This is a genomic window from Streptomyces kanasensis, from assembly GCF_043077165.1.
GTDB lineage: Bacteria > Actinomycetota > Actinomycetes > Streptomycetales > Streptomycetaceae > Streptomyces > Streptomyces changanensis.
Map to the genome: position 1 here is coordinate 349,494 of NZ_JBIBSF010000001.1, position 23,880 is coordinate 373,373.

A 23,880-nucleotide genomic window follows, 5' to 3' on the forward strand; every position below is an offset into this window, starting at 1 on the left:
CTCGTGGCCGGGCTGTCGTATGCCTCCGGCGGGCGGGCGACCCTGGGGTGTGGTATCGCCGGACATGCGGATCCTCCTTCTCGTGACTTCCTCGTACATGGCGGCCCGGCCGGGTGGTCCGGGGGCCGTGGCGCGGGCGCGGTCAGCCGCCGATGGGCTCCACGGGGCCGCGGCGCAGACCCGCCCGGGCGGTCCTCGCGGAGGCCGGGCCGTGGTCGCGGCGGCCGCCCGGGCCGCGGGTCAGCGCGATGAGCTCGTCCACGCAGGCGAGCAGGTCGTCCTGGGCGGCGGTCCGGCGCAGGCGGTGCGCGGCGCTGCCGTCGGCGAGGGCCTTCTCGCTCAGTTCCCGCACGGTCTCCCAGTCGCCGCACGCCTCCAGCTCGGGGCGGAGGCGGGCCAGCATGGTGCGGACGACGCGGGCCGCGGGGGCGGGGCGGCGGGAGACCGGGTCGATCAGGTCGCCCTCCAGACCGGAGCGCGCCGCCCGCCAGGTGGCCGCGCGCAGCCATTCGTGCCGGCCGCCGCAGCGTGCGGACGCGGTGCCGCCGGACTCGAAGCGGGTGGTCGCGCGCATCACCAGGGCCCGGAAGAGCGCGGCGATCAGGACGACCGTCTCGGCGCTCGGCGAGGAGTCGCAGACGCGGAGCTCCAGGGTGGGCTGGTGGTCGGAGGGCCGGAGGTCGTAGTAGATCATCCCGGGGTCGGTGACCACGCCGGAGTCGATCAGTTCGGCGACCGCGGCGTCGTAGGCGGCGGCGTCGGCGAAGCAGCCGGCGGGGCCGGCGGTGGGCCAGCGCTGCCAGAGCATGGTGCGCCAGCTCGCGTACCCGGTGTCCGCCCCGTCCCAGAAGGGGGAGCTGGCGGAGAGCGCCAGCAGGACGGGCGCCCAGGGCGAGATCATGCACATCATGCGGACCGCGGTGTCGCGGTCGGGGACGTCGACGTGCACGTGGGTGCCGCAGATGAGCTGTTCGTCGGCGATCTGCCGGTACTCGGAGACCATGTGCCGGTAGCGGCGGTCGGGTGTCACCCGGCCCGCGCCGGTGCCGGCGAAGGGCACGGTCCCGGCCGCCACGACCGCCAGGCCGTTGGCCGTGGCGTTGCCGCCGAGGCGTCCCCGGGACTCGATCAGGTCGGCCCACAGGGAGTCCATCGTGCTGTGCACGTCGCTGTTCGACTCTACGGTCGACTGCAGGAGCTCCGTGGTGTAGCGGCCCTTGGGCAGTCCCTGGAGCACGTCCCCGGCCCGGGGGACCAGCTTGCCGGTCTCCACCTCCAGGACATGAAACTCCTCTTCCACTCCCACATTGAGCGTCACCGTCACTCCTCCTGACCAGTGCGCGGCGTGACCCGCGCTCGCCCCACCCGGGTGCCCCGTAGCGCCGGCAACACGCCTGACCCATTTCGTCGCGGGCGGCCGTGCGGGGTGCCGGCGGCGTCCGGGCGGGCCCCGGCGTCCCGCCGGGCCGCCCTCCCGGCGCCTCCTCCGACCCGGGGTGAGCCGCGTCTCACCCGGGCCGCGCGGCTTGTCTATGCAACAAGTTGCATAGAAGATCGGGGGCATGGCGCTCGACCACGCGATCCTCGTCTCCCTCCTGGAGCAGCCGGGCTCCGGATACGAGCTGGCCCGCCGGTTCGACCGGTCCATCGGCCACTTCTGGACCGCGACGCACCAGCAGATCTACCGCGTCCTCAAGCGCATGGAGGGCGACGGCTGGGTCGACGTCCGGGACGTGCCCCAGCAGGGCCGCCCGGACAAGAAGGAGTACTCGGTCGCCGCCGCGGGGCGGGCCGCCCTCTCCGCGTGGCTGCGCGAACCGGTCGAGCCCGAGAGCCTCCGCCACGACCTCGCCGTACGCATCCGGGGCGCCGCGTTCGACGACCCCGCCGCGCTCGTCCGGGAGGTCGAGCGGCACCGGCGCGCCCACGCCGACCGCCTCGCCCACTACCTCGCGGGAGAGGCGCGCGACTTCCCGCCCCCGGACACCGCCGCGCCCGACGTCGCGGCGCCCGACGCGGGGCGCGAGCTGCAGCACGTCGTGCTGCGGGGCGGCATCGCGTACGAGCGGATGACGATCGCCTGGCTCGACGACGTCCTCGCCACGCTGCGCCGCCTCGCCGCCGCCGGTCCGAACGGCGACGGTCCGACCCCCGACGGTCCGGCCGCCGCGGGCCCGGCCACCGGCGGTCCGAACGTCGACGAGCCGGCCGGCGGCGGCTGAGCCGCGCGGTCGGCCCCCTTCCCCCGCCGGCGCGGCCGCGCACGCCCGCGTACGCCGCCGGTCCGCACCCGACGCCCGGGGCCGCGCACCGGCACCGGCACCGGGCGGCGGCACCCAAGACCACTCCACTCCGTTCCACTCGCGATCCACGCACCCTCACCAGGAAGGCGGACCCCATGGCCGACCCGCTGCTGTTCAACCCGCGCACCTACGACCCGGCGCACTTCGACCCCGAGACCCGCAGGCTGCTGCGGGCCACCGTCGACTGGTTCGAGAGCCGCGGCAAGCGCCGGATCATCGAGGACTACCGCTCCCGCGCGTGGCTGGGCGACTTCCTCGACTTCGCCGCGAAGGAGGGGCTCTTCGCGACCTTCCTCACCCCGGCCGGCGCCGCCGACGGCCACGCCGACAAGCGGTGGGACACCGCCCGCATCGCCGCCCTCAACGAGATCTTCGGCTTCTACGGCCTCGACTACTGGTACGCCTGGCAGGTCACGATCCTCGGCCTCGGCCCGGTCTGGCAGAGCGACAACGCCGCCGCCCGCGAGCGCGCCGCGCGGCTCCTCGCCGAGGGCGAGGTGTTCGCGTTCGGCCTGTCGGAGAAGAACCACGGCGCCGACATCTACTCCACCGACATGCTGCTGGAGCCCGACGGCGAGGGCGGATTCCGGGCCACCGGCTCCAAGTACTACATCGGCAACGGCAACGCCGCCGGGCTCGTCTCCGTCTTCGGCCGCCGCACGGACGTCGAGGGCCCCGACGGGTACGTCTTCTTCGCCGCCGACAGCCGCCACCCGGCCTACCACCTGGTGAAGAACGTCGTCGACTCCTCCAAGTACGTCAGCGAGTTCCGCCTGGAGGACTACCCCGTCGCCGCCGAGGACGTCCTGCACACCGGCCGCGCCGCCTTCGACGCGGCCCTCAACACCGTCAACGTCGGCAAGTTCAACCTCTGCACCGCCTCCATCGGCATCTGTGAGCACGCGATGTACGAGGCCGTCACCCACGCCCACAACCGCGTCCTGTACGGCCGCCCCGTCACCGCGTTCCCGCACGTGCGCCGGGAGTTGACCGACGCGTACGTACGCCTCGTCGGCATGAAGCTGTTCAGCGACCGCGCCGTCGACTACTTCCGCTCGGCCGGCCCCGACGACCGCCGCTACCTCCTCTTCAACCCGATGACGAAGATGAAGGTGACCACGGAGGGCGAGAAGGTCATCGACCTGATGTGGGACGTGATCGCCGCCAAGGGCTTCGAGAAGGACAACTACTTCGCCCAGGCGGCGGTCGAGATCCGCGGGTTGCCGAAGCTGGAGGGCACGGTCCACGTCAACCTCGCGCTCATCCTGAAGTTCCTGCGCAACCACCTCCTCGACCCGGCGGAGTACGCGCCCGTGCCGACCCGGCTCGACGCGGCCGACGACGACTTCCTCTTCCGCCAGGGCCCGGCCCGCGGCCTCGGCTCGGTGCGCTTCCACGACTGGCGCCCGGCCTTCGACGCGTACGCGCACCTGCCCAACGTGGGCCGTTTCCGCGAGCAGGCCGACGCCCTGTGCGCGTTCGTCACCACGGCCGCGCCCGACGAGGAGCAGAGCCGCGACCTCGATCTGCTCCTCGCCGTCGGACAGCTCTTCGCGCTGGTCGTCCACGGCCAGCTGATCCTGGAGCAGGCGGGGCTGACCGGACTCGACGAGGACGTGCTGGACGAGCTGTTCGCCGTCCTCGTGCGGGACTTCTCCGCGCACGCCGTCGAGCTCCACGGCAAGGATTCCGCCACCGAGGCCCAGCAGGTGTGGGCGCTGGGCGCCGTGCGGCGGCCGGTCGTCGACGAGGACCGCTCGGCCCGGGTCTGGCAGCGCGTCGAGGCGCTGTCCGGCGCGTACGAGATGGCGCCGTAGCCCCTCCGGGTGGGCGGCCGGTCCCCTGGGTGAACCCCGGGTGGCCGGCCCCCCGGTCCGCCGGGGTGGCTGCCCCATGTCGCCCGTCGGCGCGACGGGACAGGATCGGGTCATGGACACCACCCACCGCAAGCCGTCGAGGTCCCGTCCCGGCGTCGTGGCCCCGATGGTGGTCGCAGCCGTGGCCGCCGTCGCGCTCCTGCCCGCCCCCGCCGCGACCGCCGCGACCACCACGACCACCACGTCGGCCGCGGAGACCGCGTCCACGGTCGCCCGCGGGGGCGGTCGTGCCGCCGCGCCGGGGACGATCGTGGCCGTCGAGGCCGGGGGCGGCATGACCGCGGCGCAGGTGTCGCTGAGCCTGCGGGACTCGGGCATCGACGCCTCACGGGTGCGCTACGGGGCGACCTGGTACCGCGTGCTGTACCGCACCACCGACAGCGCCGGCGCCCCCACCACGGCGAGCCAGCTCGTCGTCCTGCCGCACACCCGGCGCGCCTCCCTGCCCGTCGTGTCCTGGCTGCACGGCACCACCGTCCACCGCGACGAGGTGGCCTCCGTCAACCCCGCGTCCAACGACCGGCGGGCGGCGCTCCTCTTCGCCTCCACCGGGCGGGCGGTCTCCGCTCCGGACTATGTCGGCCTCGGCAGGGGCGAGGGGTTCCACCCGTACGGCGATGCGGCCGCGACCGTCTCCGCCGCCGTGGACGGGCTGCGCGCCGCGCGCGCCCTCGCCCGGGGCACCGGCCGCGACCTGGCGCGCGAGGTGCAGATCAGCGGGTTCTCGCAGGGCGGCCCGGCGACGATGCTGGTGGGCCGGGCCCTCCAGGAGGAGGGCCGCGACCCGTATTTCCGGGCGGGTGCGCTGGCCCCCGTGTCCGGTCCCTTCGAGTTGAGCGCCTTCGAGGCCGCGGCGGCCGACGACGCGGTCGACCACGCGCCCCTGTACCTGGCCTACTTCGCCACCGCCTGGGACCGCATGTACGGGCTGTACGACGCGCCCGCCGACGCGTTCCGTGCCCCGTACGACCAGCGGATCGAGGAGCTCTTCGACGGCCGCCACAGCGCCCGGGACCTCATGGAGGCACTGCCTGCCACCTCGCGCGAGCTGTTCACCCCCGCCTTCCTGGACCGGATCAGGAAGCCGGACGGCGAGCTCGCACGCAGGCTGCGCGTACTGGACCGCACCTGCGACTGGCGCCCTGACGTCCCCGTGCACCTCTTCCACGGCAGCGGGGACCAGGACGTCGTCTTCGCGCACGCCCGGCACTGCGTCGCCCAACTGGAGCGCGGCCGCGCCGACTACGCGCTCACCGACGTGGGGGCCGTCGATCACAACACCTCGGTGAAGCGGGCCCTGCCGCTGGTCGTCGACTTCTTCGACCGCCGGCGGCCCTGAGCCCGCCCCGCGGGTGCTCCGAAGGGCTGTGCCCCGCGGGTGCTCCGAAGGGCTGTCCCGTCACACCTCCCCGCCCCAGGCGGCCGTGCACAGGGCACGGTCGACCTCGTCCGCGTAGACGGCGGCCGCGAGCCACGACCGCGCGAAGTGCCCGGTGTCCACCGGGAGCAGGCGGCCGAAGGGGTCGCGGCCGCGGTCGGCGGCGGCCGCGTGGAGCCGGTCGAGGAGGTCGGCCGCGGTGGCGAGCCCCTGCCGGCGCAGGTGCCGCGCTTCGGCGGCGGCGTCCCGGTCCAGGGCGAGCATCCGGCGCCCGCCGGAGACCGCCTGGTGCACGCGGCGGCGCAGGAGGTGCAGCGGGGACTGGTCGGCGACGGTACGGGGCACGGTCGCCGCCGGCCCGACCGGCGCGGTGGGCCCGTCGGGCGCGGTGGCTCCGGCCTGCGTCGTGGGTCCGGCCGGCAGGAAGGAACCGGGCTGCGTGGTGGTCCCGTTCGTCGTGGCCGACGGCGGGAGGTCCGCTCGCTGGAGCCGGTCGAGGCCCAGGTCGAGACGGGTCCCCGCCTCGGTGGGGTGCGTCACCGCCAGGAGCCCGGCACGGGCGTGGGACGCCGTGACGAGGCGGGCGACCGCGCGCAGCGGCGTCCCGCGGGTCTCGGCGAGCAGGCGGAGGTTCTCCCGGTACGCGAGGTCGGGATGGTCGTCGGCGGCGGTGAGGCGCACCGTCACGCCCCCGCAGTCGGCGAGGAGGCAGTCACCGGCGGCTTCGCGGACCGTGCCGACGACGGTGAGGTCGAGGAAGAGCAGCCCGTGCCGCTCGCCGGCCAGGGCCGAGGCGACCTGTTCGGCGACCGGCACGGCCCACAGGCGGTCGAGTGGGTCCTCGTGCCACCCGGCGCCCCGGGCGCGCACGGCCCGGACGCCGGAACCGGCGCCGAGCCTGCCGTCCGCGGAGACGGTCGCGCCGGAGACCGCCAGGCCCTCGCGGGAGAGTCGGCGGTGGGTGAGCGCCGTGTCGCCCAGGCGTACCGCGCGGTCGGCCGCTCCGGTGGCGCGCGCGGGACCGCCCGGCGCGACGTCCGACACCGTATGGAGCCGGCCCTCCGCATCGGTGGTCCAGGTGACGGCACCGGCGTAGCCGCTCGCCGTGACGACGGGCTCGCAGAACAGGCCGTAGAGGCGGAGGGACCCCTCGGGGGTGTAGGCGCGGCGGGCGGTCCCCCGCAGGTCCGCCAGCTCGGTCCCCGTGGCGTACGGCAGGCGGTGCGCGGTGGTGAGCAGGTCGCGCAGCCGCCCGGCGAGGTCGGCCAGTCGGTACGCCGGATCCGCCGACCGCGCGGCACGCAGGCCGTTGAGCACGGCGACCGCCGTGGCGGCGGTGCGGGGCAGTCCGGTGAGGCGGGCGGCGTGGGCGGCGCGGAGCAGTTCCGCCTGGGCGACCGCGCCGGCGCCGTCGGTACCGGTGTCGAGCACGGCGGCCGCCGCCCCCAGGACCGCCTCGGCGGCAGCGCATTGTTCGGCGGTGGCGCGCGGGTCAGCGGTGGCGCCCGGGTCGTGGGGGCCCTCGGGGAGGGTGCGGCCGCCGGGCCCCGTGGGGTCGTCGGGCCGCGTGGGGTCGTCGGGCCGCGTGGGATCTCCGCACCCGTCGGGGCGGTCGGGCGCGCTCGGGCGGGCGGGACTGTCCGGGCTGCCGGACGCGGCGGGTGCGGCGGGTGCGTCCGTGGATCCGAGGGGTCCGGTGCTCCCGTCACGGTCCGCGCCCGTGACGGGGTCCGCCTCGTGCCCCGTGTCGCCGTCGGCGATGGGCGCCGCCGAGGCCGCCGCGGCGCGGTGCAGACAGGCCGGCGCGAGGAGGCAGCCGCAGCGGATCGCCTCGGCGGTCGTCACCGTGCCGCCCGGGGCGTGCAGTTCGAGCGCGGTGTCGTCGTCGACGGCGATCCGGACGACGTCGCCGTCGCGTACGACCGGGCGGGCGGAGAGCTTCGCGATGCCGCCGTCCAGCCGCTTGCGCAGCCGGGGGGGTAGCCCGGCGACGAGTTCGGCGGTCACCGCGGGGGCGACGGCCGGCAGGTGCGGGCTCATGAGATCTTCTCCCCTACCCATTGGGCGAGTTCGAGTGGGCTGAGGGCTGCCACGGGCATGCCCGCGGCGACGAGCTGCGCCGCGACGCCCGTGGAGTAGCGGGGACGGCCGGAGTCGTCGAGGCTCGCGCAGCCGAGGACGTGGCAGCCCGCGCCGACCAGGGCGCGCACCTCGGCGAGGAGACCGCCCACGGGGTAGCCCTCCTCGAAGTCGCTCACCACCACGACGAGGGTGCGGGACGGCACGGTGACGAGCTCACGGGCGTGGCGCAGCCCGGCGGCGATGTGGGTGCCGCCGCCCACGCTCACCTCCAGCAGGAGGGACAGCGGGTCGTGGACGTGGTCGGTGAGGTCGACGACCTGGGTGGAGAAGGCCAGGAAGTGCGTCGACAGGGTCGGCACCCCGGCCAGGACCGAGGCGGTGAGTGCGCTCCAGATCGTCGACGCCTCCATGGACCCGGACACGTCGGTGACGAGGACGAGCCGCCAGTCGGCGGCCCGGCGGGCGCGGGTGCGGAAGACCGGGCGCTCCGGGACGATCGCGACCGTGCCGTCGGGGCCGGGGCGGGCCGTCGCGAGGTTGGCCCGCAGGGTGCGGGCCAGGTCGAGGCCGCCGCCGGGGCGGCGGGAGGGGCGGGGCAGTGCCGTGCCGTGCAGCGCGGGACGCAGACGGGTGGCCAGTTGCCGGGTGAGCTCGTCCACCAGGCGCCGCACCAGCGGGCGCAGCGCGGCCACCCGCGCCTCGGGCAGTCCGCCGGCGTGGCGCAGGACGGTGCGCAGCAGCTCGACGGAGGGACGCACACCGCGCGGGTCGAGTTCGGCGAGGACGTCCGCGCGGCCGGACGCGGCGGCCGCCGCGAGGACCTCCTCGCGCACGCCCGGGCCGAACAGCGCCGCCAGCTCCCGCGACCACTCGCGCACACCGGGGTACGGTGCCTCGCGGCCACCGCCGGGTCCGCCGGGACGGCCGCCCCGGCTTCCCTCGCCCCGCCCGGCGCCGTACAGCTCGTCGAGGGCGGTGGCGAGCGCGCCGGCCGCGGGCGGCAGCCGGTCGGCACGGCGGCCCAGCACGAGCCGCCAGCGGTCTGCCGCGGCCAGCCGCCGCTCCCCCGCCGGGTCCGCCTGTTCCGCCGGGAGCGCCGGGTCCACCGGGTCCGCCGGGAGCGCCGCGTTCCCCCCGTGCGTGGGGGGCGCCGGGGCGACGGTGTCGGCGTCCCCGTCGGTGTCGTGCCCCGCCGGGGGCTCCGGCGCCGGCGGGGCTCCCCGTACGGCCGGGGCCCCGACCGCCGTGCCCCGCCTCGCCGGCAGGCCCGGTGGGGTGGCTGCGTCCGGCCTCGCGCCGGTCCCGGGCGCCGTGCCGGTCCCGGGCGTCGCCCCGGGCGCCGGTGGGGGCAGCAGTTCCAGCCGGTGCAGCGCGGCGCGGGCGGCGAGGTCCGCGCGGGTCCACAGCGCGAGGGCCGCGGGGTCGACGTCGCCGGTGTCGGCGACGCCCGCGCCGAGCCGCTCCTCGACGACGGCGAGCAACCGGTCGCGGGCGGCCGGGCTGAGGGTGTCGAACCCACCGCGCAGCGCGGGCAGGCGGGTGAGGAAGGCCCCGTCGGGGAGATCCGCGACGCGGTCGAGCAGCGGCTCCAGCGCCACGGCGGCCGTCTCCAGCAGGGGGCCCGCCGCGGTCAGCAGCCCGGCGAGGCGCGCGGTGAGGGCCGAGCGCGACGGCGGGTCCCCGGCCGCGTCGACCCACGAGGCGGCGCGCGCGCCAAACCGCGCGGCCTCCTCGTGGCCGAGCAGGACCCGTACGGCGCCGGCCGCGCCGCGCATCAGCGGGGAGCCGTCGACGGCGAGGCGCGCCAGGGCGGCGGCCGGCCGGACACCGCCCAGGAGGTCGGCGCGGTGGGCGAGTTCGACCAGGGCGCGGGCGTCGGCGGGGTCCTCGGAGCCGGTGAGGCCGTCGATCTGGCGGACGGCGGCCGCGGTGAGCAGTTCCGTCGTCTCGGCCACCGTCCGCAGCCGGTCGTCGTCGGTGTCGAGACCGGGGACGTGCCCGGCGCGCACGCGGTCCATCAGGGACAGTCCCGTGAGCAGTTCCGGCAGCGTGGCCGCCGCGGGCAGGACCTCGGCGACCTCGGCGAGGCGGGCGTCGACGAGCGCGGGCAGGGCGCACCGCGCCGCCTGTTCGAGCCCGGCGAGGGCCTGCGCGGCCGTGGGTCCGCCGTCGGCGGCCTCGGCGCGGCGGCCTTCGCGCAGTACCCCTTCGGCGGCCTGCGCCGGCGTCACCCCGCGGGCCCCGGCGGCCGCGAGGACCGCCGCGGTGGCGGGCGTCCAGCGCACCTCCCACCGGGAGGTGAGGGCGTCGCCGCCTCCCGTACCGGCGACCTCGCGGGCCTCCGCGTACGGCACGCCGCACACGCCGAGCCGGTGCAGCAGCAGTTCCCGGCGGCGGTCGAGGTCGGAGCGGAGCGGGTCGAGCCGCAGGTCCACGGGGTCGGCCGCCCGGGTACCGGGGCCGGGCAGCCGCAGCGCGGCCACTTCGGCCTCGACCGCCGGCCCCAGGCCGCTGCGGGGCGCGTCCGGCGCGAGGCGACCGCAGCGGTCGCCGACGAGGACGCGCTCCATGGCGCGCGCCACGGCCCGTCCCCTGCCGTACGGCTCGCCCTGTGCGAGTACCGTCTGCACGGCCTCGACCAGTTCGCCGCGGCCCGCGGCGGGCAGTCCGCGCAGCCGGGCGAGGTCGCCGGCCAGGCGGCTGATCTCGCGGGCGTCGGCCGGGCCGGACGGGTGGCCCAGGGAGCGCAGTTCGGCGCAGATCCGCACCGCCGCCCGGACCAGGGCGTCCTCCAGTGCGGCGGGGTCCTGGGCGGCCGTCAGGACGAGGTGCTGCCACTCGGGGTCACGGATGCCGGCCGGGTATCCGGACCGCGCGTCGAGCAGGGCGTAGGTGTAGGGCACGAGCGACGTCGTCCACGGGGAACCGCCACCGCCCGTGCCGTCCGCGCCGCCCTTGCCGTCCGTACCAGCCGCGCCGCCTTCCCCGGCCGCCGCACCGGCCGGGAGGGGCGCGGCAGTGTCGTCGGGGGGTGCGAGAGCGGGGGTCAGCGCCGGGGCGTGGAAGGCGCCGACCACGGCGGCCGCCCGTTCGCCGTTCGCCGTGGCGGCGGCGAGGGCCGCACGCATCCACCGCTCGCGGCGCAGGTCCAGCGGGCTGACCCCGCCGGCCGCCGCGGAGTCCCGGCGCAGCGCCCAGCCGGTGAGGAGGGCGGCGCGGCGCAGTGCGTGCGGTGGGGAGCCGGGGGCGGTGGCCTCGACGAGGCGGTCCCACAGATCGTCGCCGGGGCGGCCGGTGAGGCGGGCGCGCAGCGCGTCGTGGAGTCCCGGCGCGGTCCGGCCCGGGGCGGGGGCGGTGGCCGCCCGCCACGCCGGGTCGGCGAGCGGCAGGTCGCAGGCGACCACGGGGACGCCGTGCCGGGCGGCCCAGCGCACGGCGACCAGTTCGGGCGAGAAGTCGGCGAACGGGTAGAAGGCGGGTGCGGCGCCGCCCTCGCCGGGGCCGCCCCGGCCACCGGGCACGGCGGCCAGGGCGACGGGGGCGTGCGTCCCCTCGTGGGCGAGCCACGGCAGCCACTCCCCCATCTCGGCGGGGAGTTCCACCAGCAGCACGTCCGGTGCGGCCTCCTCCAGCAGGGCGGGGACCACCGCCGCCAGGGAGGGCGCGTGGTGCCGGACGCCGATGAGGTAGGGGCCGGCCGGGTCGGTGAGGGCGGTGACGGCCTCGTCGGGGGAGAGGGTCACGGCCGTCAGCCTTCCAGGACGGCGCGCAGGTCCCACAGGGTGCGCCAGGTGGCGGAGCCCTGCTCGGCGCGGCGCCGCACGGGGCCGTCCCAGTAACCGAGCAGCCGGGCGGCGTCGGCGGGGTCGTCCTTGCGGACGACGCCCAGCAGGTGGCCGGGGAGGAGGCCGAGCACGTCCCGGTCGCCGGGGAAGTACGCGGCGGCGAGGCCGAGCGCCCCGGCGACGGAGACGGCCTCCGCGGTGCTCATGACGGTCGAAGGACGCTCCACCTCCCACCCCTCGGACGACCGGCCTTCCCGCAGGTCGCGGAAGGCGGTGACGAGGGCCTCCAGCACGGTGTCGTCGACGTGGAAGGGCGCTCCGGCCCGCTCCACCACGGCCCGGGACTGCCGGCGGACCAGGGCGGTCTCCGCTTCGAGGTCGCCGATGGGGCCGACGGTCTCGAAGTTGAAGCGGCGCTTGAGGGCGGCGGACATCTCGGAGACGCCCTTGTCGCGGAGGTTGGCGGTGGCGATGACGTTGAAGCCGGGCGCGGCGTGGGCCAGGGCGTCGTCGGTGCCGGCGAGTTCGGGGACGGAGAGGCGCCGTTCCGACAGGAGGGACACCAGCGAGTCCTGCACCTCGGGCAGGCAGCGGGTGACCTCCTCGACCCGGGCGATGGCACCGCGGCGCATCGCCGCGAGGACGGGCGAGGGGACGAGCGCCTGGTGGCTGGGGCCCTGGGCGAGGAGGAGGGCGTAGTTCCAGCCGTACCTGAGCTGGTCCTCGGTGGTGCCCGCGGTGCCCTGGACGACGAGTCCGCTGGTGCCGCAGACGGCCGCGGACAGCAGCTCGGACAGCATCGACTTGGCGGTACCGGGCTCGCCGACGAGCAGCAGGCCGCGTTCCCCGGCGAGGGTGACGACGCACCGCTCGACGAGGGCGCGGTCTCCGACGAACTTGCCCTCGACGGCGAGGCGGCGCGGAACGCCCTCGGGGGCCGGGGCGTCGTCGGGGAGCCGCAGGCTCCGCCCGTCGCTGCCCATGACGAAGGTGACGGCGGCGCGCGGGGTGAGCCGCCAGGCGGGCGGGCGCGGTCCGCTGTCGTAGGCGGTGAGGAAGGCCAGTTCCGTGGCGTACCGCTCCTCGGGCGGGACGATCTGCCGGGCGGCGCCGCCGGTGGTGGCGCGGGGGGCGGTGTCGGTGGTGCTCATCGGCGGCGGCCCTTCCGGGTGGCTCGGGTGGTCAGTTCTTCGAAGGCGGGGGCGTCACCGGCACGTACGCGCTCCCAGGCGCGGGCGAACAGCTCCGGCACCGGCGTCAGGGGCACCGCGCGGGTCCGTTCCCGCACGGGGTACAGCCCCTCCTTCCAGGTCTCCAGGGGCAGCGCCGGGGCCTTCAGGTCGTACCAGCCGCACGGCAGGAACAGCGTGCGGCCGGCGCGGGCCCGCTTGGCCTCGACGACGAGGGCGGTCGCGGCGAGTTCGGCGCGGGCCTTCTTCGTCCGTGCGGGCCGCCAGCCGGTCCAGCGGGCGCAGGCGCGGTCCGTGGGGTCGGGCAGGGCGAGGAGCTGGAGGTACAGCGCCGCCGCGTCCTCGCTCAGGCCGTGGTGGGTGGCGACCTCGGTGACGAGCGCGGGCACGCTGACGGTCGGGTCCTGGGCGTGGCCGCCGTGGGGCGCGTCTGCGGCGCCGGCGGCGAGGGTGCGGGCCAGGTCGTCACCGAGGACGGTCCGCAGGGCGCGCAGCCCGTCGGCCGCCCGGGCGCCGACGAGCCCTTCGAGCAGGCCGAGGACCGGGTCGTCCGGGCCGGTGAGCGCGGCCGGGCGCAGGAGTACGGCTTCGTTGTCGCCGTACCAGGGGCGCAGGACGAGGGCGTCGCCGACGGGGGTGAGCCCGCGGGCGCCGCCGCCGCCGACCGGCGGCAGTCCGTACGCCTTGCGGACCTGTACGGCCGCGGGCGTGCCCTTCTCCGTCCACGACAGGTGCAGGTCGAGGAGGAGTCCGGGGTCGGCGACGCGGGTGCGCAGGGCGCTGAGGCCCGCGGGCAGGGCGGCGCGCAGCGGGTGCCCGTACGGCAGGTGGTAGGCGAGTGCGGCCAGGGCGTGGACGGCTCGCGGCAGGTGGGAGGCGCCGGGCAGGGCGGCGGGGTCGTCGGGCACGAGGTCGCCGTCCGCGTCGGGCCGCTGGACGGTGGTGCGGCTGAGCCACGGGGTCTGCCCGGGGTTCAGCACGGCCTCCGCCATGTCGTTCGCGATGTCGGGGAGTTCGGCGGCGACGTCCTCCGGCAGGCGGACACGGGAGCCGAGGCGCCCGGCCCAGATGCGGGCGGCCGCGGCCGTGTCGGGCCCGGCCCTCCACAGCTCCTCCGGGTCGTCCGGGAGGAGGGCGGCGACGAGCGCGGACTGGTCGGCGGCCTCGACGGTGCACAGCATGGCCCGGCCGAGCTCGTACCGGCGGGGCTTGAGCCCCGTGGCGGCCTGTGTCCGCGCGTCGGACTGCTGGGGCAGCGCGGCGAGGAGGACGGCTGCCTGCACGGGGCCGAGGCCGGGCGCGCACGCGTCGGTCAGGGCGGTGACGGCGTCGTCGTGCCAGGGGGCGGCGCCCTTGTCGCGGACCAGGCGGGCGACGGTGGCGAGCAGCTCGGCGGGGCAGTCCGGGGTCCGCTCGGTCTCCTCTCGCAGGGTGAAGTGGGCGACCGCGCCGAACGCGCCGGTCGGATCGTGGTCGAGGGCGAGCCAGGAGACCTGCCCGCGGCTGTCGTCGCGTCCCTGGGGGGCGAGGATCACCACGGTCCTGCCGTCCCGGCGCAGGACCTGCCCTGCGCGCTGCTGGTGGTCGTGCTTCTCGTCGAGCACGACTTCGCGGAGCCGGCCGGGGGGCGCGGCGAGGGGCCCCTCGGCGAGGGCGTCGAACAGCAGGAGGAGCGCCTGGCGTTCGTCGTCGGGCAGGGTGGGCGAGGTGGCACGGTAGGCGAGCGGGCGCAGGGCGGTGAGCAGGTGCGGCCAGCCGGCGCCCATGGCGGGCACGGTGCACGCCTCGCCGCGCCAGCCGCCGCCCAGGGCGTTGAGGCGTTCGGCGCCGGGCAGCGGTTTGCCGTCGGCGGGCTTGCCGGACAGGACGTGGTTGACGGCGTGGATCTGGCGCAGGATGCTCCAGCGCTTGCCGCTCCCCCACCAGAAGTGCCGGTGTTCGACGGCGACGCCCGCGGTGGCACGGCGGAGGGTCGCGTCGTCGCCGTTCTCGGGGCTGAGGTCGGCGAACATCTCGGTCGGCGTGGGCGGGGCCTGCCGGGCGGTGTCGGGCGTGACGAACGCCGTGGCCGCCTCCGCGTGGCGGACCGCCGCGCGGACGACTGCCGTGACACCGGTGAGCAGCCGCTCGTCGGTGAGCGCGGGCAGGGCCTGCGACACGGTGAGGCGGGCGACCTCGTCGGCGGTCGGCCGGGTGGTGGCCGACCCGGTGGTGGCCGACCCGGTGGTGGCGGCGCGGCCGGCCGTGGCCGCCGCGGCGGCCTCGGCACGGTGCTCCGCCAGCGCCCGCGCGGTCGTGCGCAGCAGCTCGGCCGCCTGTGCGTCGGTCAGGGCGCGCAGGGCCCGCGATCCCTCTTCGTCTCGGGGACGCAGCGCGTGCCAGAACGGGAGGGGCGGGAGGTACCGGGTGCCGGCGGCGAACTCCCCGCCCGGCCCACCCGGAGTGAGGTGGCCGAGCTCGCCGCTGCCGGCGGCGCCGTCCCCCGGGAGGAGGGCGACGCCGCGCCGGGTGAGTGCGGCGACGGGCGCGGCGCCGCCCGGCATGCGCAGGGCGCCGAGCGGTGTGGGGGCGGTGCCCTCGGGTCCGGCGGTGAGGGTGAAGGTCCGGCCGTCGGGGGTGCCGGTGGTGGTGCGGGCGCCGCCGTCCTCGCCCTCGGCGCGGACCCACCGGCCGAGGACGGTGCCGTCGGTGCCGAAGGGGCTGTTCTCCAGACCGGGCTGCACGGGCAGCAGTTCGCAGGCGTCCTGGAGGAGCCGTGCGCCGTCGCGGACGCCGGACCGCAGGAAGGCGGGGAGGGAGGCGCGGCCGTGGGTGCCGGTCGCGGGGTCGTACTCCAGCCACACGGCGCGGCCCGACTGCCGACCCTGGCGCCAGTAGCCGGTGCCGTCGCCGAGGACGGGGCGGGTGGGCGGCAGGACGGTGTCACCGGCGTGCAGGGTCCGGCCGCCGGTCGCGCGGCCGCCGCCGGGCAGGGGCAGGGAGGGGGCGTCCGTGTCGTCGTGCCACCAGCGGTGTGCCGGGCGCTCGCCCCCGACGGTGAACACCTCGGTGGGACGGTTCGACCAGTACCCGAGCTGCTTGTCCCCGTTCCACCACACGACGAGCAGTTCGCCGTCGGTGTAACGCAACGTGGGTCGCCGCCACCGGTCGCGGGGGCCGGGGATGCGCAGGTCGTGTTCGAGAAGCACCCCGTCGGGGCCGACGACGACGGCCAGGTCGCCGCGGCAGAGGATCAGCGCGGGCCACGCCTCCGTGACGTGGGTGGTGTCGTCGTGGCCGTTCTTCGGGGCCTCGGCGAGTCGCCGCACGGCGTCGTCGAGGGCGGACCAGCCCAGTTCGTCGAGGATGCCGGCGCGCAGGGTGCGGCCGAGGAGCGGCGCGGCCTCGTGGCGGGCCACGCGCGCGGCCGCCTCGGGGTTGACGCGCGCGGCGACGGGCCGGAACGGGCGGAGCCTGTCGAGGGCGGTGCGCGCGGCGGGCAGTCCCCGGGCGCCGTCGAGCGCGTCGGTCGCGTCGTCGAGCCAGTCCCGCAGGACGCCGGCGAGCACGGGGTGGGCGGCGACGCCGTCGAGGACGGCGGGGGTCGGCCGGCTCTCGCCGAGGGTGCTGACGGCGCGGTGGAGCAGGTCCCGGAAGCGGGGGTCGGCGCCGAGGGCGGTCAGGTCGCGCCGACCGGGGCCCTGGTCGGCGAGCCAGCCGTCGAGGGGCAGGTGCGCGTCGGTGGGCGGGGTGGTGAGCGGGATGCCGGCGGCCACGCACAGGTCGAGCAGGTCGAGTTCGGAGCCGGAGCGCCAGCGGCCGGTGAAGAGGTCGACGGGGCGGCCGTCGGCGCGCAGCCGCGGCGCCATGCGGGCGACGAGGTCGAGGGTGGCCGAGGAGCGGCGGGAGGCGGCGGCGCCGTGCTTGCGGTGGGCGGCCCACCGGGCCAGCCACTCGGCGGCGGACACGCGGCCGTCGGCTCCGTCGGCGGGATCGGCGCCGGCGGCGGGATCGGCGCCGGTGGCGTCCGCGCCGTCGGTCCCGTCGGCCTCGCCGGTGAGGAGGGCGTCCGCGCCGGTCTCCGCCAGCAGCGCCAGCCACCACTCGTCGTCCTCGACGGCGCTGCCGAGCTCCCTGGGAAGGATCTCCAGGAGTCTGGCCCTCACCCCGGGGCGCTGCCCGGCGAGGACGGCCAGGGTGGGCCGGTAGGTGGTCCAGAAGGTGCGCGGGGCCCGGACGACGGCGGGTGAGGCGATCAGGTCGGCGACGAGGGCGCACTCCTCGGTGAGCCGGTGGAGCCCGGCCGCCTTGACGAGGGCGCGGGCGTCCTGCGGCAGCGAGGCGTACGGGGCCATGCCGGCGGCGCAGCGCTCGACGGCGAGCTGCCGGTACTGCGCCCACGCCTCGGCCGGTTCGAGGCGGCGGGCGAGGTCCTTGACGTGCTCCTTGAGGGCCTTGACCGTGAGCGCCCCGGCGAAGGCGAACTCCAGGAACACGGCCCGCTGCCGCTCCTCGTCGACGGCGAGGTTGTGCACCCGCTCCGCCTCGCGGGCCTTGCCGAAGAACGCGGCGGCGTAGGTGGTGTTCTCGTGCTGGAGGAAGATCCGGGCTGCCTGCTCGTAGAAGGTGGGCAGGAAGTGCGGGACGGTGCGGCCCAGGCGCTCGCCGAGGGCCTCGAAGCCCTCCTTGGCGGCGCCGGCGCGGGACTTCGCCTGCCGGGCGAGCCGCTCGACGTCCTTGACCAGGGCCAGGGCGTGCCGGCCGTTCGCCGGGTCGTTGACGAGGGCCCAGGCGGGGAAGCCGAGCGTCTCGCGGCGCACCTGGCCGACCTCCGGGGTCTCCGGTTCGCGGGTGAGGCCCAGGAACTCCAGGGCGAGGTCCTCCGCCTCGCCGAGCGTGCCCGGTACGAGGCGGACGATCGGGCGGTCGTCCAGCACGGGGTGCGCGTACGTGCGCACGGTGAGCGTGTCGGCGTCCTCGCGGCTGCTGGTGCCGGGCGGCAGTACGGCGCCCGACTCCAGCAGGGCTGCCTCGGTGGTCTGGTCGTGGGTGCTCACGCGGCACGCTCCTCGTCCTCGATGTCGCGTCCCGCGTACAGCGCGGCCGCCATGCGCATTCCCTCGGACCAGGCGACGGGTCCGACCTCGCCGGTCCTCAGCGTCCGGCCGGACCGGTCGCTCCAGGTGAGGGGGCCGGTCTCGGTCTCCTCGTAGCCGTCGTAGTCACCGATCCACACGCGGGCCTCGGTGAAGCGGCCGTCCTCCAGCACGGGGCAGACTGCGTGGCCGCCCCGCACCCGGTAGCCGAGCTGGGTGGCCCGGCCGTGCAGGAAGCGCAGCTCCTTGAAGACGCCGCCCGCGTACGTGTCGACGCTGCCGCTCTCCGCGTCGTGGTCGGCCGGCCGGTGCCACACCTCCCGGAAGAGCTGCCCGACGCGCTGCTCGACGCCGAGCTCGACGGCGAACTCGCGCAGGTCCTCCAGGTCCTCCAGGAGCACGGGGTGCGGGACGCGGACGAGTGCGGGGCTGACACGCACCGTGTCGCCGTCGAGGTCGACCAGTCCGAGCCCGCGCCCGGGAGCCGCGTCCCGGAGGAACCCGGCCACCTCGCCGTCGTCCCCGCAGACGACGACGTCGCGCAGGGCCGTCTGCCAGGCCGGGTCGGGCCACACCCGCTCGATGACGGCGAGGGGCACGGGCAGCGAGCGCACCATCCAGCGCTCCACGTCGTCCTGGCACTGCCGCTCGTGCCGCTCCAGCCACTCGACGAGCTGCCGCAGGCCCACCACCGCCGGATCCTCGGCGATCTTGGCCGGTACGGACTTGAGCCGCCGTCCGGTCGCGTTGCGGCAGACGACCTTCCCGTCGTCGAGGGCGACTTCGTAGTCGCCCGCTGCCACCCACCCCATGCGTGCCTCCCCAGCACCGTGCTGATCTTTCGAACCGGAACGCTAGAGGACGCCACTGACAACGCCGCCCCGCAGGAGTGCCCCCCACACCCTGCGCGACCTGCGCTGACGGTGGGTCACCCGCTGGACGGTGGCCGCCGGGCCCCCGGATGCCGCGGCTCCGCGGCGGAGCGGCACCGGCAGGTCCCCTGTGCCGCCGCGCCCCGGCGCGCCACACTGGCCGCGTGCGAATCGTGATGATGACGGCGGGGTCGCGGGGCGACGTGGCGCCGTACACGGGTCTGGGTGCCGGCCTCGTACGGGCCGGACACGAGGTGACGCTGGCCGCACACGCGGTGTTCGAGCCGCTGGTGGCCGGTTCGGGCGTGCGGTTCCACCCGCTGCCGGTGGACCCGCGGGCCGAGCTGCACTCGGAGCGGGGCCGGCGGCTGCACGACGCGCGGACCGGCGCCGGGAAGCTGGTGCGGCTGGTGTCCATGGCGCGGGAGGCGGCCGACGACCTGACAGCCGCCCTGGTGGAGGGGGCGCGAGGGGCCGACGTCCTGCTGGTCGGCGGTGCGTTGGGGCCGCTCGGGTACGCCATCGCCGAGGGCCTGTCGGTGCCGGCTGTGGGGCTGCACCTCCAGCCGCTGCACCCGACCGGGGAGTTCCCCGCGCCGATACTGGGGACGCGGCCGCTGGGCACGGTGGGGAACCGGCTGAGCGGACGGGCCGTCACCACCTCGGTGGAGCTGGTCTTCGCCGGTTCCGTCCGCACGCTGCGCCGGCGGCACGGGCTCACGGCGGCCGGCCGGAAGCGCGGCCGCCGGGCAGCACGGCCGGTACTGCACGGCTACAGCGAGCTGGTCGTCCCCCGTCCCCGCGACTGGCCCGCCGGGCTGGACGTGGCCGGGTACTGGTGGCCCCACGAGACCGGGCGGCGGCTCCCGCAGGAGCTGGAGGACTTCCTGGCCGCCGGGCCCGCCCCGGTCTTCGTCGGCCTGGGCAGCGCCACCGTTCCCGATCCGGAGCGGGTGAGCCGCGAGGTCGTCGGCGCGCTGCGGGCGGCCGGGTTGCGCGGGGTCGTGCAGCAGGGATGGGCCGGTCTGGCCGCCGACGGCGACGACATCCTGACCATCGGAGAGGTGCCCCACGCCCTGCTCTTCCCCCGGACGGCGGCCGTCGTCCATCACGCGGGGGCGGGCACGACCGGTGCCGTCCTGCGGGCGGGGGTGCCGACCGTGCCCGTGCCGGTCCAGTTCGACGCGGCCTTCTGGGCGTCCCGGCTGACCGCGCTGGGCACCGCCCCGGGGGCCGTACCGCTGCGCCGCCTCACCGCGGGCGCCCTCGGCGCGGCCCTGCGCCGGGCGACGCAGGACGACGCGCACCGCGTGCGCGCCCGGGAGGTGGCCGCCCGCCTGGCCGGGGAGGACGGCGTGGCGCCGGTACTCGCCACGCTCGACCGTCTGGCGCGCTGACCGCTGCCCCGCGCCGTGTCCCCCGCCTCCGCTCCCCGCCCCCTGCCCGCGTCCCGCCGGCCCGTACCGGCCGGGCGCGACCGGTACGCCGGTAGTCGGTAGCGGATGGCCGGTGGACGGCGGCCAGGCCGTCGAGCCGTCACGTCGTCAGGCGGAGAGCGGTTGCTCCTCCGGCGGCATGCCCCGGGCGCACGCCGCCACCAGGTCGTCGAGGGAAACCCCGAGGGCGGCCGCCAGGGCCACCACGGTGAAGAACGCCGGAGTCGGCGCCCGTCCCGTCTCGATCTTGCGCAGGGTCTCCGCCGAGACCCCCGCCGCCGCGGCGACGTCCACCATGCTGCGCCCGCCGCGCGCTTCCCGGAGCAGCGCGCCGAACCGTTCCCCGCGCTGCCGTTCCCACGGGGTCAGAGGAGTTCTCACCATGACCGTGATACTAATACCGGTATAAGAATTGGTGCCACAGGGGTGGGGAGCAGCGGGACATGGTGGAACTCAAGACCGACGCGGCAGTGGAAGCGATGCGGGAGGCGGGACGGGTCGTGGCCCGCGCGCTGGCCGCGGTCGAGGGGGCGGCGGCCGTCGGCGTGACCCTGCGCGAACTGGACGAGGTGGCCCGGGCGGTCCTCGCCGACGCGGGGGCGCGCTCCCCGTTCCTGGGGTACCGGCCCTCCTACGCCCCCATCCCTTTCCCGGCCGTCATCTGCGCGTCCGTCAACGACGCCGTGGTGCACGGCATCCCCTCGCGGGACCGGCTGCGCGACGGCGACCTGGTCAGCATCGACTGCGGCGCCCTGCTGGACGGCTGGGCCGCCGACGCCGCGGTCAGCTTCACCGTCGGTACGCCGCGCCCCGCCGACCTGGCGCTGATCGACACCACCCGGCGCGCGCTCGACGCCGGCATCGCGGCGGCCGTGCCGGGCAACCGCGTGGGCGACATCGCGCACGCCATCGGGGCCGTCGCCCGGGAAGCCGGGTACGGCGTGCCCGCTGACCTCGGCGGCCACGGCATCGGACGGCGCATGCACGAGGACCCGCACGTACCCAACCGGGGCCGTCCGGGACGCGGCTTCCCGCTGCGCCCCGGTCTGGTCCTCGCGCTGGAGCCGATGTTCACGGCGGGCGGGCGCGACGGGTACCACACGGCCGACGACGGTTGGACGCTGCACACCGTCGACGGCAGCCGCGCCGCCCACGTCGAGCACACCGTCGCCGTCACGGCCGACGGACCCCGGGTGCTCACCCTCCCCTGAGCCCCCGCCACCGGGCCGCGGGCGGACCGGTTCAGCCCGCGGCACCGGCGGGTGCGGGGAACGGCACGGCCGCGGCCACGCCCGCGCGCACAGAGGCGGGTACGCCCCCGGGGGCGGAGGCGGGTACGCCCGCCCGTACGGAGGCCGGCACGCCCGCGGGTGCGCCCGCGCGGGCGGGTACGGTCGGCACGGGTTCGCGGCCGGGGCGCGTGCGGCAGTACTCGTCGCGGACCGTCCGGTAGCCGGGCACGCTGACGGTGCCCAGCAGCTGCGCCCACTGCGCGGCGTTCGTCTCGATCCTCCGGGCGACGCGGTCGCGGGCGGCCTGGTCGGGGGCGGCGGCGAGTTGCCGCGCGTGCTCCCACGCCTGGGCGCGCCAGGTGCGGAACAGCTGTCCGGCGGTGAGGCCGGCGACGGGGTTCCAGCGGTCGTCGGCGAGGGCGACGAGCGGGTCGTAGCGGCGGGCGACGTCCTGGACGGCGGGCCCGTAGGCGCGGTCCAGGACGGCCTGGAAACGGTCGTAGTCGGTCTTGCGGGTGCCGCCGCCGGGGCGGGTGAGGCCCAGGGCGGCGAGGACGTACGGCAGGTCCCGCTGGATGTGCGCGTTGGCTCCGAGGAGCACGTCCTGGCCGGCGTTGACGTCGGCCGTGCGGGCGGCCTCGAACGCCGCCTCCCAGGCGGCCGGGACGGGGCGCCCCGCGCGGTCGGCCTCGTAGGCGTCGAGGTACAGGTTGACGAAGCCGGTGTTGAGGCTGCCGGCGAGCCATGACGGTTCGTCGAAGGTGCCGCCGTCGGCGACCGCCGCCTCCAGCGAGCGCTGCAGCTGGACGTAGATGGCGGGGAAGGGGGCGCGGTGGTCGCAGCCCAGCCGGTCCCGGACCTCCTCCAGGGTGCGGCGCGCGTCCTGCACGCAGCCGACGACCGGGCCGTGACAGGACAGGTGCCCGGTCGGAGCGGTGGCCGGCGGGGCCGCGGAGGCGGTGCCGCCGGTCAGGGCGATGACGCCCGCCATCGCCACGGCGGTGATCGTACGGACTCCGTGCGGCCGACGGCCCATGGGTCGCCCCTCCTCGTTTCCCGGCGGTGGTGTCCCCTGCTGGAACGAGGCCGGAGGAGGGGCGGTTACGGCCGGTGGGCCGGGTGGGGGCGCGGGCCGCCGCGCGGCGGCGGAAGCACCCGGGCGACGGACGGGCCACCGTACGACCGCCGGGCGTGAGCGGGGTGAGGGGCCGTCAGCGGCGGTGGAGCAGTGCGTCCGAGATGACGACGTCCGACGGCGTGAGCGCCCGTTCGCCGTCCTCGACGGTCCACAGGGCGTTCTGCAGCAGGCGGCCCAGCGTCCAGCCGGCCGCGCGGTCGCGGTCCAGGGCGAGCAGGTCGGTGAGCAGGTCGAAGCGGCGGCGTACCGCGCGGGCGGGGTCCGCGCAGGCTGCCATCCGGTCCCAGCGGCTGTCGAGGGCGGGCCACAGGTCGAAGCCGGGATCGCCGGCGAGCGGCTCGGGGTCGATGGCGAGCCACGGCTCGCGCTCCCCCGCGAGGACGTTGCCGTAGTGGAGGTCCCAGTGGAGCAGCCGGTCGCCGGGGTCACCGGCCAGCTCGGCGACCGCCGCCGCCCAGGACCGCAGGAGCCGCCGGTCGGCCGCGTCGGCGAGGGCCCGCTCCGCGGCGGGTACGTGCTCCGGCATCGCGGCGGCGACGTCGCCGAGCCCGCGCAGGCCGGGCGGCGCGGGGACGCGGACGAGCCGTTCGAGGAGCCCGCCGAGGACGCCGAGGGCGGTCTCGTCGTCCTCGACGGCCTCCAGGGTGCGGGTGTGGTCGAGCCGTTCCAGGAGCTGGGCGCCGGTGGCCGGGTCGTGGTCGTGGAGGCGGACCGCGCCGTCGCCGTCCCAGAGGCGCAGGCCGGTCACCGCGGCGGCGGCCTCCTCACCCGGTGGCTGGAACTTCAGTACCGCCCGCGTCCCGTCGTGGCGCAGGACCACCGGCAGCACCAGGGACGCCTGCCCGGAGGCGGCCTCGCCGTCCGGGGAGGCGTCCCAGTGCCCCAGCGCCTCCGCCACCCGGCCGGGCAGTGCCGCGAGCCACGCCCGCCCCGCCTCGCCGCCCTCGCCGCCCTCGGCGTAGGACGCGGCCAGCGTGTCGGGGACGCGGATGTCGGCGGATGGGCGCATCGGGACCACCTCCGTCGGTCACGGCCTGCACCCCGCACGGTAGCCGTGGGTGGCGGAAGGGCATACGGGTTTTCCGGCGGCGGTACGGGGCCGCCGGCCGCGCCGTACGGCCGCCCGTGCGTACGACCGCCGGGCCCCTCCGGTCGGTGCGGTCGCGCGGGGGCTCAGGACTCCGCGGACCTGCCCGGCTGATCGTCGGAGGGATCGCCGGACTGATCACGCGACTGGTCGCCCGACTCATCACCGGACGGTCTCCCCGGGTCCGGCGGATCGTCCGGGGCGCCGTCGTCCGGGGCGCCGTCGTCCGCGCCGCCCGACGGCTCGCCGACCTGCCTCCGCGCCCTGCCCGGCTGATCGCCCGCGTCAGCGCCCGCCGGACCGCCCGGGGCGGCGTCGTCCGCGCCGCCCGACGGCTCGCCGACCTGCCTCCGCGCCCTGCCCGGCTGATCGCCCGCGTCAGCGCCCGCCGGACCGCCCGGGGCGTCACCCGCCGGAACGTCACC

13 protein-coding genes and 1 pseudogene are annotated in these 23,880 nt (G+C 77.1%); 5 read left to right on the forward strand and 9 right to left on the reverse strand.

Features of this window, described 5'->3' with window-relative positions; translation table 11 throughout:
• Nucleotides 1-142: 142 nt before the first annotated feature.
• Entirely contained in the window at nt 143-1,318 is a 1,176-nt protein-coding gene (locus ACF053_RS01485) for a carboxylate-amine ligase (protein ID WP_391951897.1), read from the reverse strand.
• A 244-nt stretch (nt 1,319-1,562) separates the two neighbouring features.
• On the opposite strand from ACF053_RS01485, the pseudogene ACF053_RS01490 reads away from it, so the two are divergent.
• From ACF053_RS01490 to ACF053_RS01500, 3 genes and pseudogenes are all read left to right on the forward strand, one after another.
• A pseudogene (locus ACF053_RS01490) lies at nt 1,563-2,123 on the forward strand (PadR family transcriptional regulator); the annotation flags it as partial.
• 275 nt (nt 2,124-2,398) lie between these two features.
• Nucleotides 2,399-4,120: an acyl-CoA dehydrogenase family protein gene (locus ACF053_RS01495; RefSeq protein ID WP_391951898.1), complete on the forward strand. Its 1,722-nt coding sequence runs from the start codon at nt 2,399-2,401 to the stop codon at nt 4,118-4,120.
• Between the two features lie 112 nt (nt 4,121-4,232).
• The gene (locus tag ACF053_RS01500; RefSeq protein ID WP_391951899.1) at nt 4,233-5,519 is read left to right on the forward strand and encodes an alpha/beta hydrolase family protein; all 1,287 of its coding nucleotides are present in this window, start codon (nt 4,233-4,235) and stop codon (nt 5,517-5,519) included.
• Between the two features lie 60 nt (nt 5,520-5,579).
• Here ACF053_RS01500 and ACF053_RS01505 read toward each other — a convergent pair whose 3' ends face one another.
• Genes ACF053_RS01505 through ACF053_RS01525 form a run of 5 tightly spaced genes read right to left on the reverse strand, consistent with a single transcriptional unit; the run spans nt 5,580 to nt 18,502 of the window.
• Nucleotides 5,580-7,598, reverse strand: coding sequence for a hypothetical protein (locus ACF053_RS01505; protein WP_391951900.1), 2,019 nt, complete (start codon nt 7,596-7,598; stop codon nt 5,580-5,582).
• A complete protein-coding gene (locus tag ACF053_RS01510; protein WP_391951901.1) occupies nt 7,595-11,383 on the reverse strand; it encodes a vWA domain-containing protein in 3,789 nt (1,262 codons plus the stop codon). The genes ACF053_RS01505 and ACF053_RS01510 overlap by 4 nt, the downstream gene beginning before the upstream one ends.
• A 5-nt stretch (nt 11,384-11,388) precedes the next feature.
• A complete protein-coding gene (locus ACF053_RS01515; RefSeq protein WP_391951902.1) occupies nt 11,389-12,576 on the reverse strand; it encodes an ATP-binding protein in 1,188 nt (395 codons plus the stop codon).
• The gene (locus tag ACF053_RS01520; RefSeq protein ID WP_391951903.1) at nt 12,573-17,651 is read right to left on the reverse strand and encodes a hypothetical protein; all 5,079 of its coding nucleotides are present in this window, start codon (nt 17,649-17,651) and stop codon (nt 12,573-12,575) included. Before ACF053_RS01520 ends, ACF053_RS01515 begins: the two co-directional genes overlap by 4 nt.
• Entirely contained in the window at nt 17,648-18,502 is an 855-nt protein-coding gene (locus ACF053_RS01525; RefSeq protein ID WP_391951904.1) for a DUF4132 domain-containing protein, read from the reverse strand. The genes ACF053_RS01520 and ACF053_RS01525 overlap by 4 nt, the downstream gene beginning before the upstream one ends.
• A 239-nt stretch (nt 18,503-18,741) precedes the next feature.
• On the opposite strand from ACF053_RS01525, the gene ACF053_RS01530 reads away from it, so the two are divergent.
• The gene (locus tag ACF053_RS01530) at nt 18,742-19,959 is read left to right on the forward strand and encodes a glycosyltransferase (RefSeq protein WP_391952619.1); all 1,218 of its coding nucleotides are present in this window, start codon (nt 18,742-18,744) and stop codon (nt 19,957-19,959) included.
• 147 nt (nt 19,960-20,106) lie between these two features.
• Here the strand turns inward: ACF053_RS01530 and ACF053_RS01535 are convergent, their stop codons facing one another.
• Nucleotides 20,107-20,382, reverse strand: coding sequence for a helix-turn-helix domain-containing protein (locus ACF053_RS01535; protein WP_391951905.1), 276 nt, complete (start codon nt 20,380-20,382; stop codon nt 20,107-20,109).
• 59 nt (nt 20,383-20,441) lie between these two features.
• On the opposite strand from ACF053_RS01535, the gene map reads away from it, so the two are divergent.
• A complete protein-coding gene (map, locus tag ACF053_RS01540) occupies nt 20,442-21,209 on the forward strand; it encodes a type I methionyl aminopeptidase (RefSeq protein ID WP_391951906.1) in 768 nt (255 codons plus the stop codon).
• A gap of 31 nt (nt 21,210-21,240) precedes the next feature.
• On the opposite strand, the gene ACF053_RS01545 is transcribed toward map, so the two are convergent.
• Entirely contained in the window at nt 21,241-22,221 is a 981-nt protein-coding gene (locus tag ACF053_RS01545) for a DUF5995 family protein (protein ID WP_391952620.1), read from the reverse strand.
• A gap of 220 nt (nt 22,222-22,441) precedes the next feature.
• The gene (locus ACF053_RS01550) at nt 22,442-23,377 is read right to left on the reverse strand and encodes an aminoglycoside phosphotransferase family protein (protein ID WP_391951907.1); all 936 of its coding nucleotides are present in this window, start codon (nt 23,375-23,377) and stop codon (nt 22,442-22,444) included.
• Nucleotides 23,378-23,880: the final 503 nt, after the last annotated feature.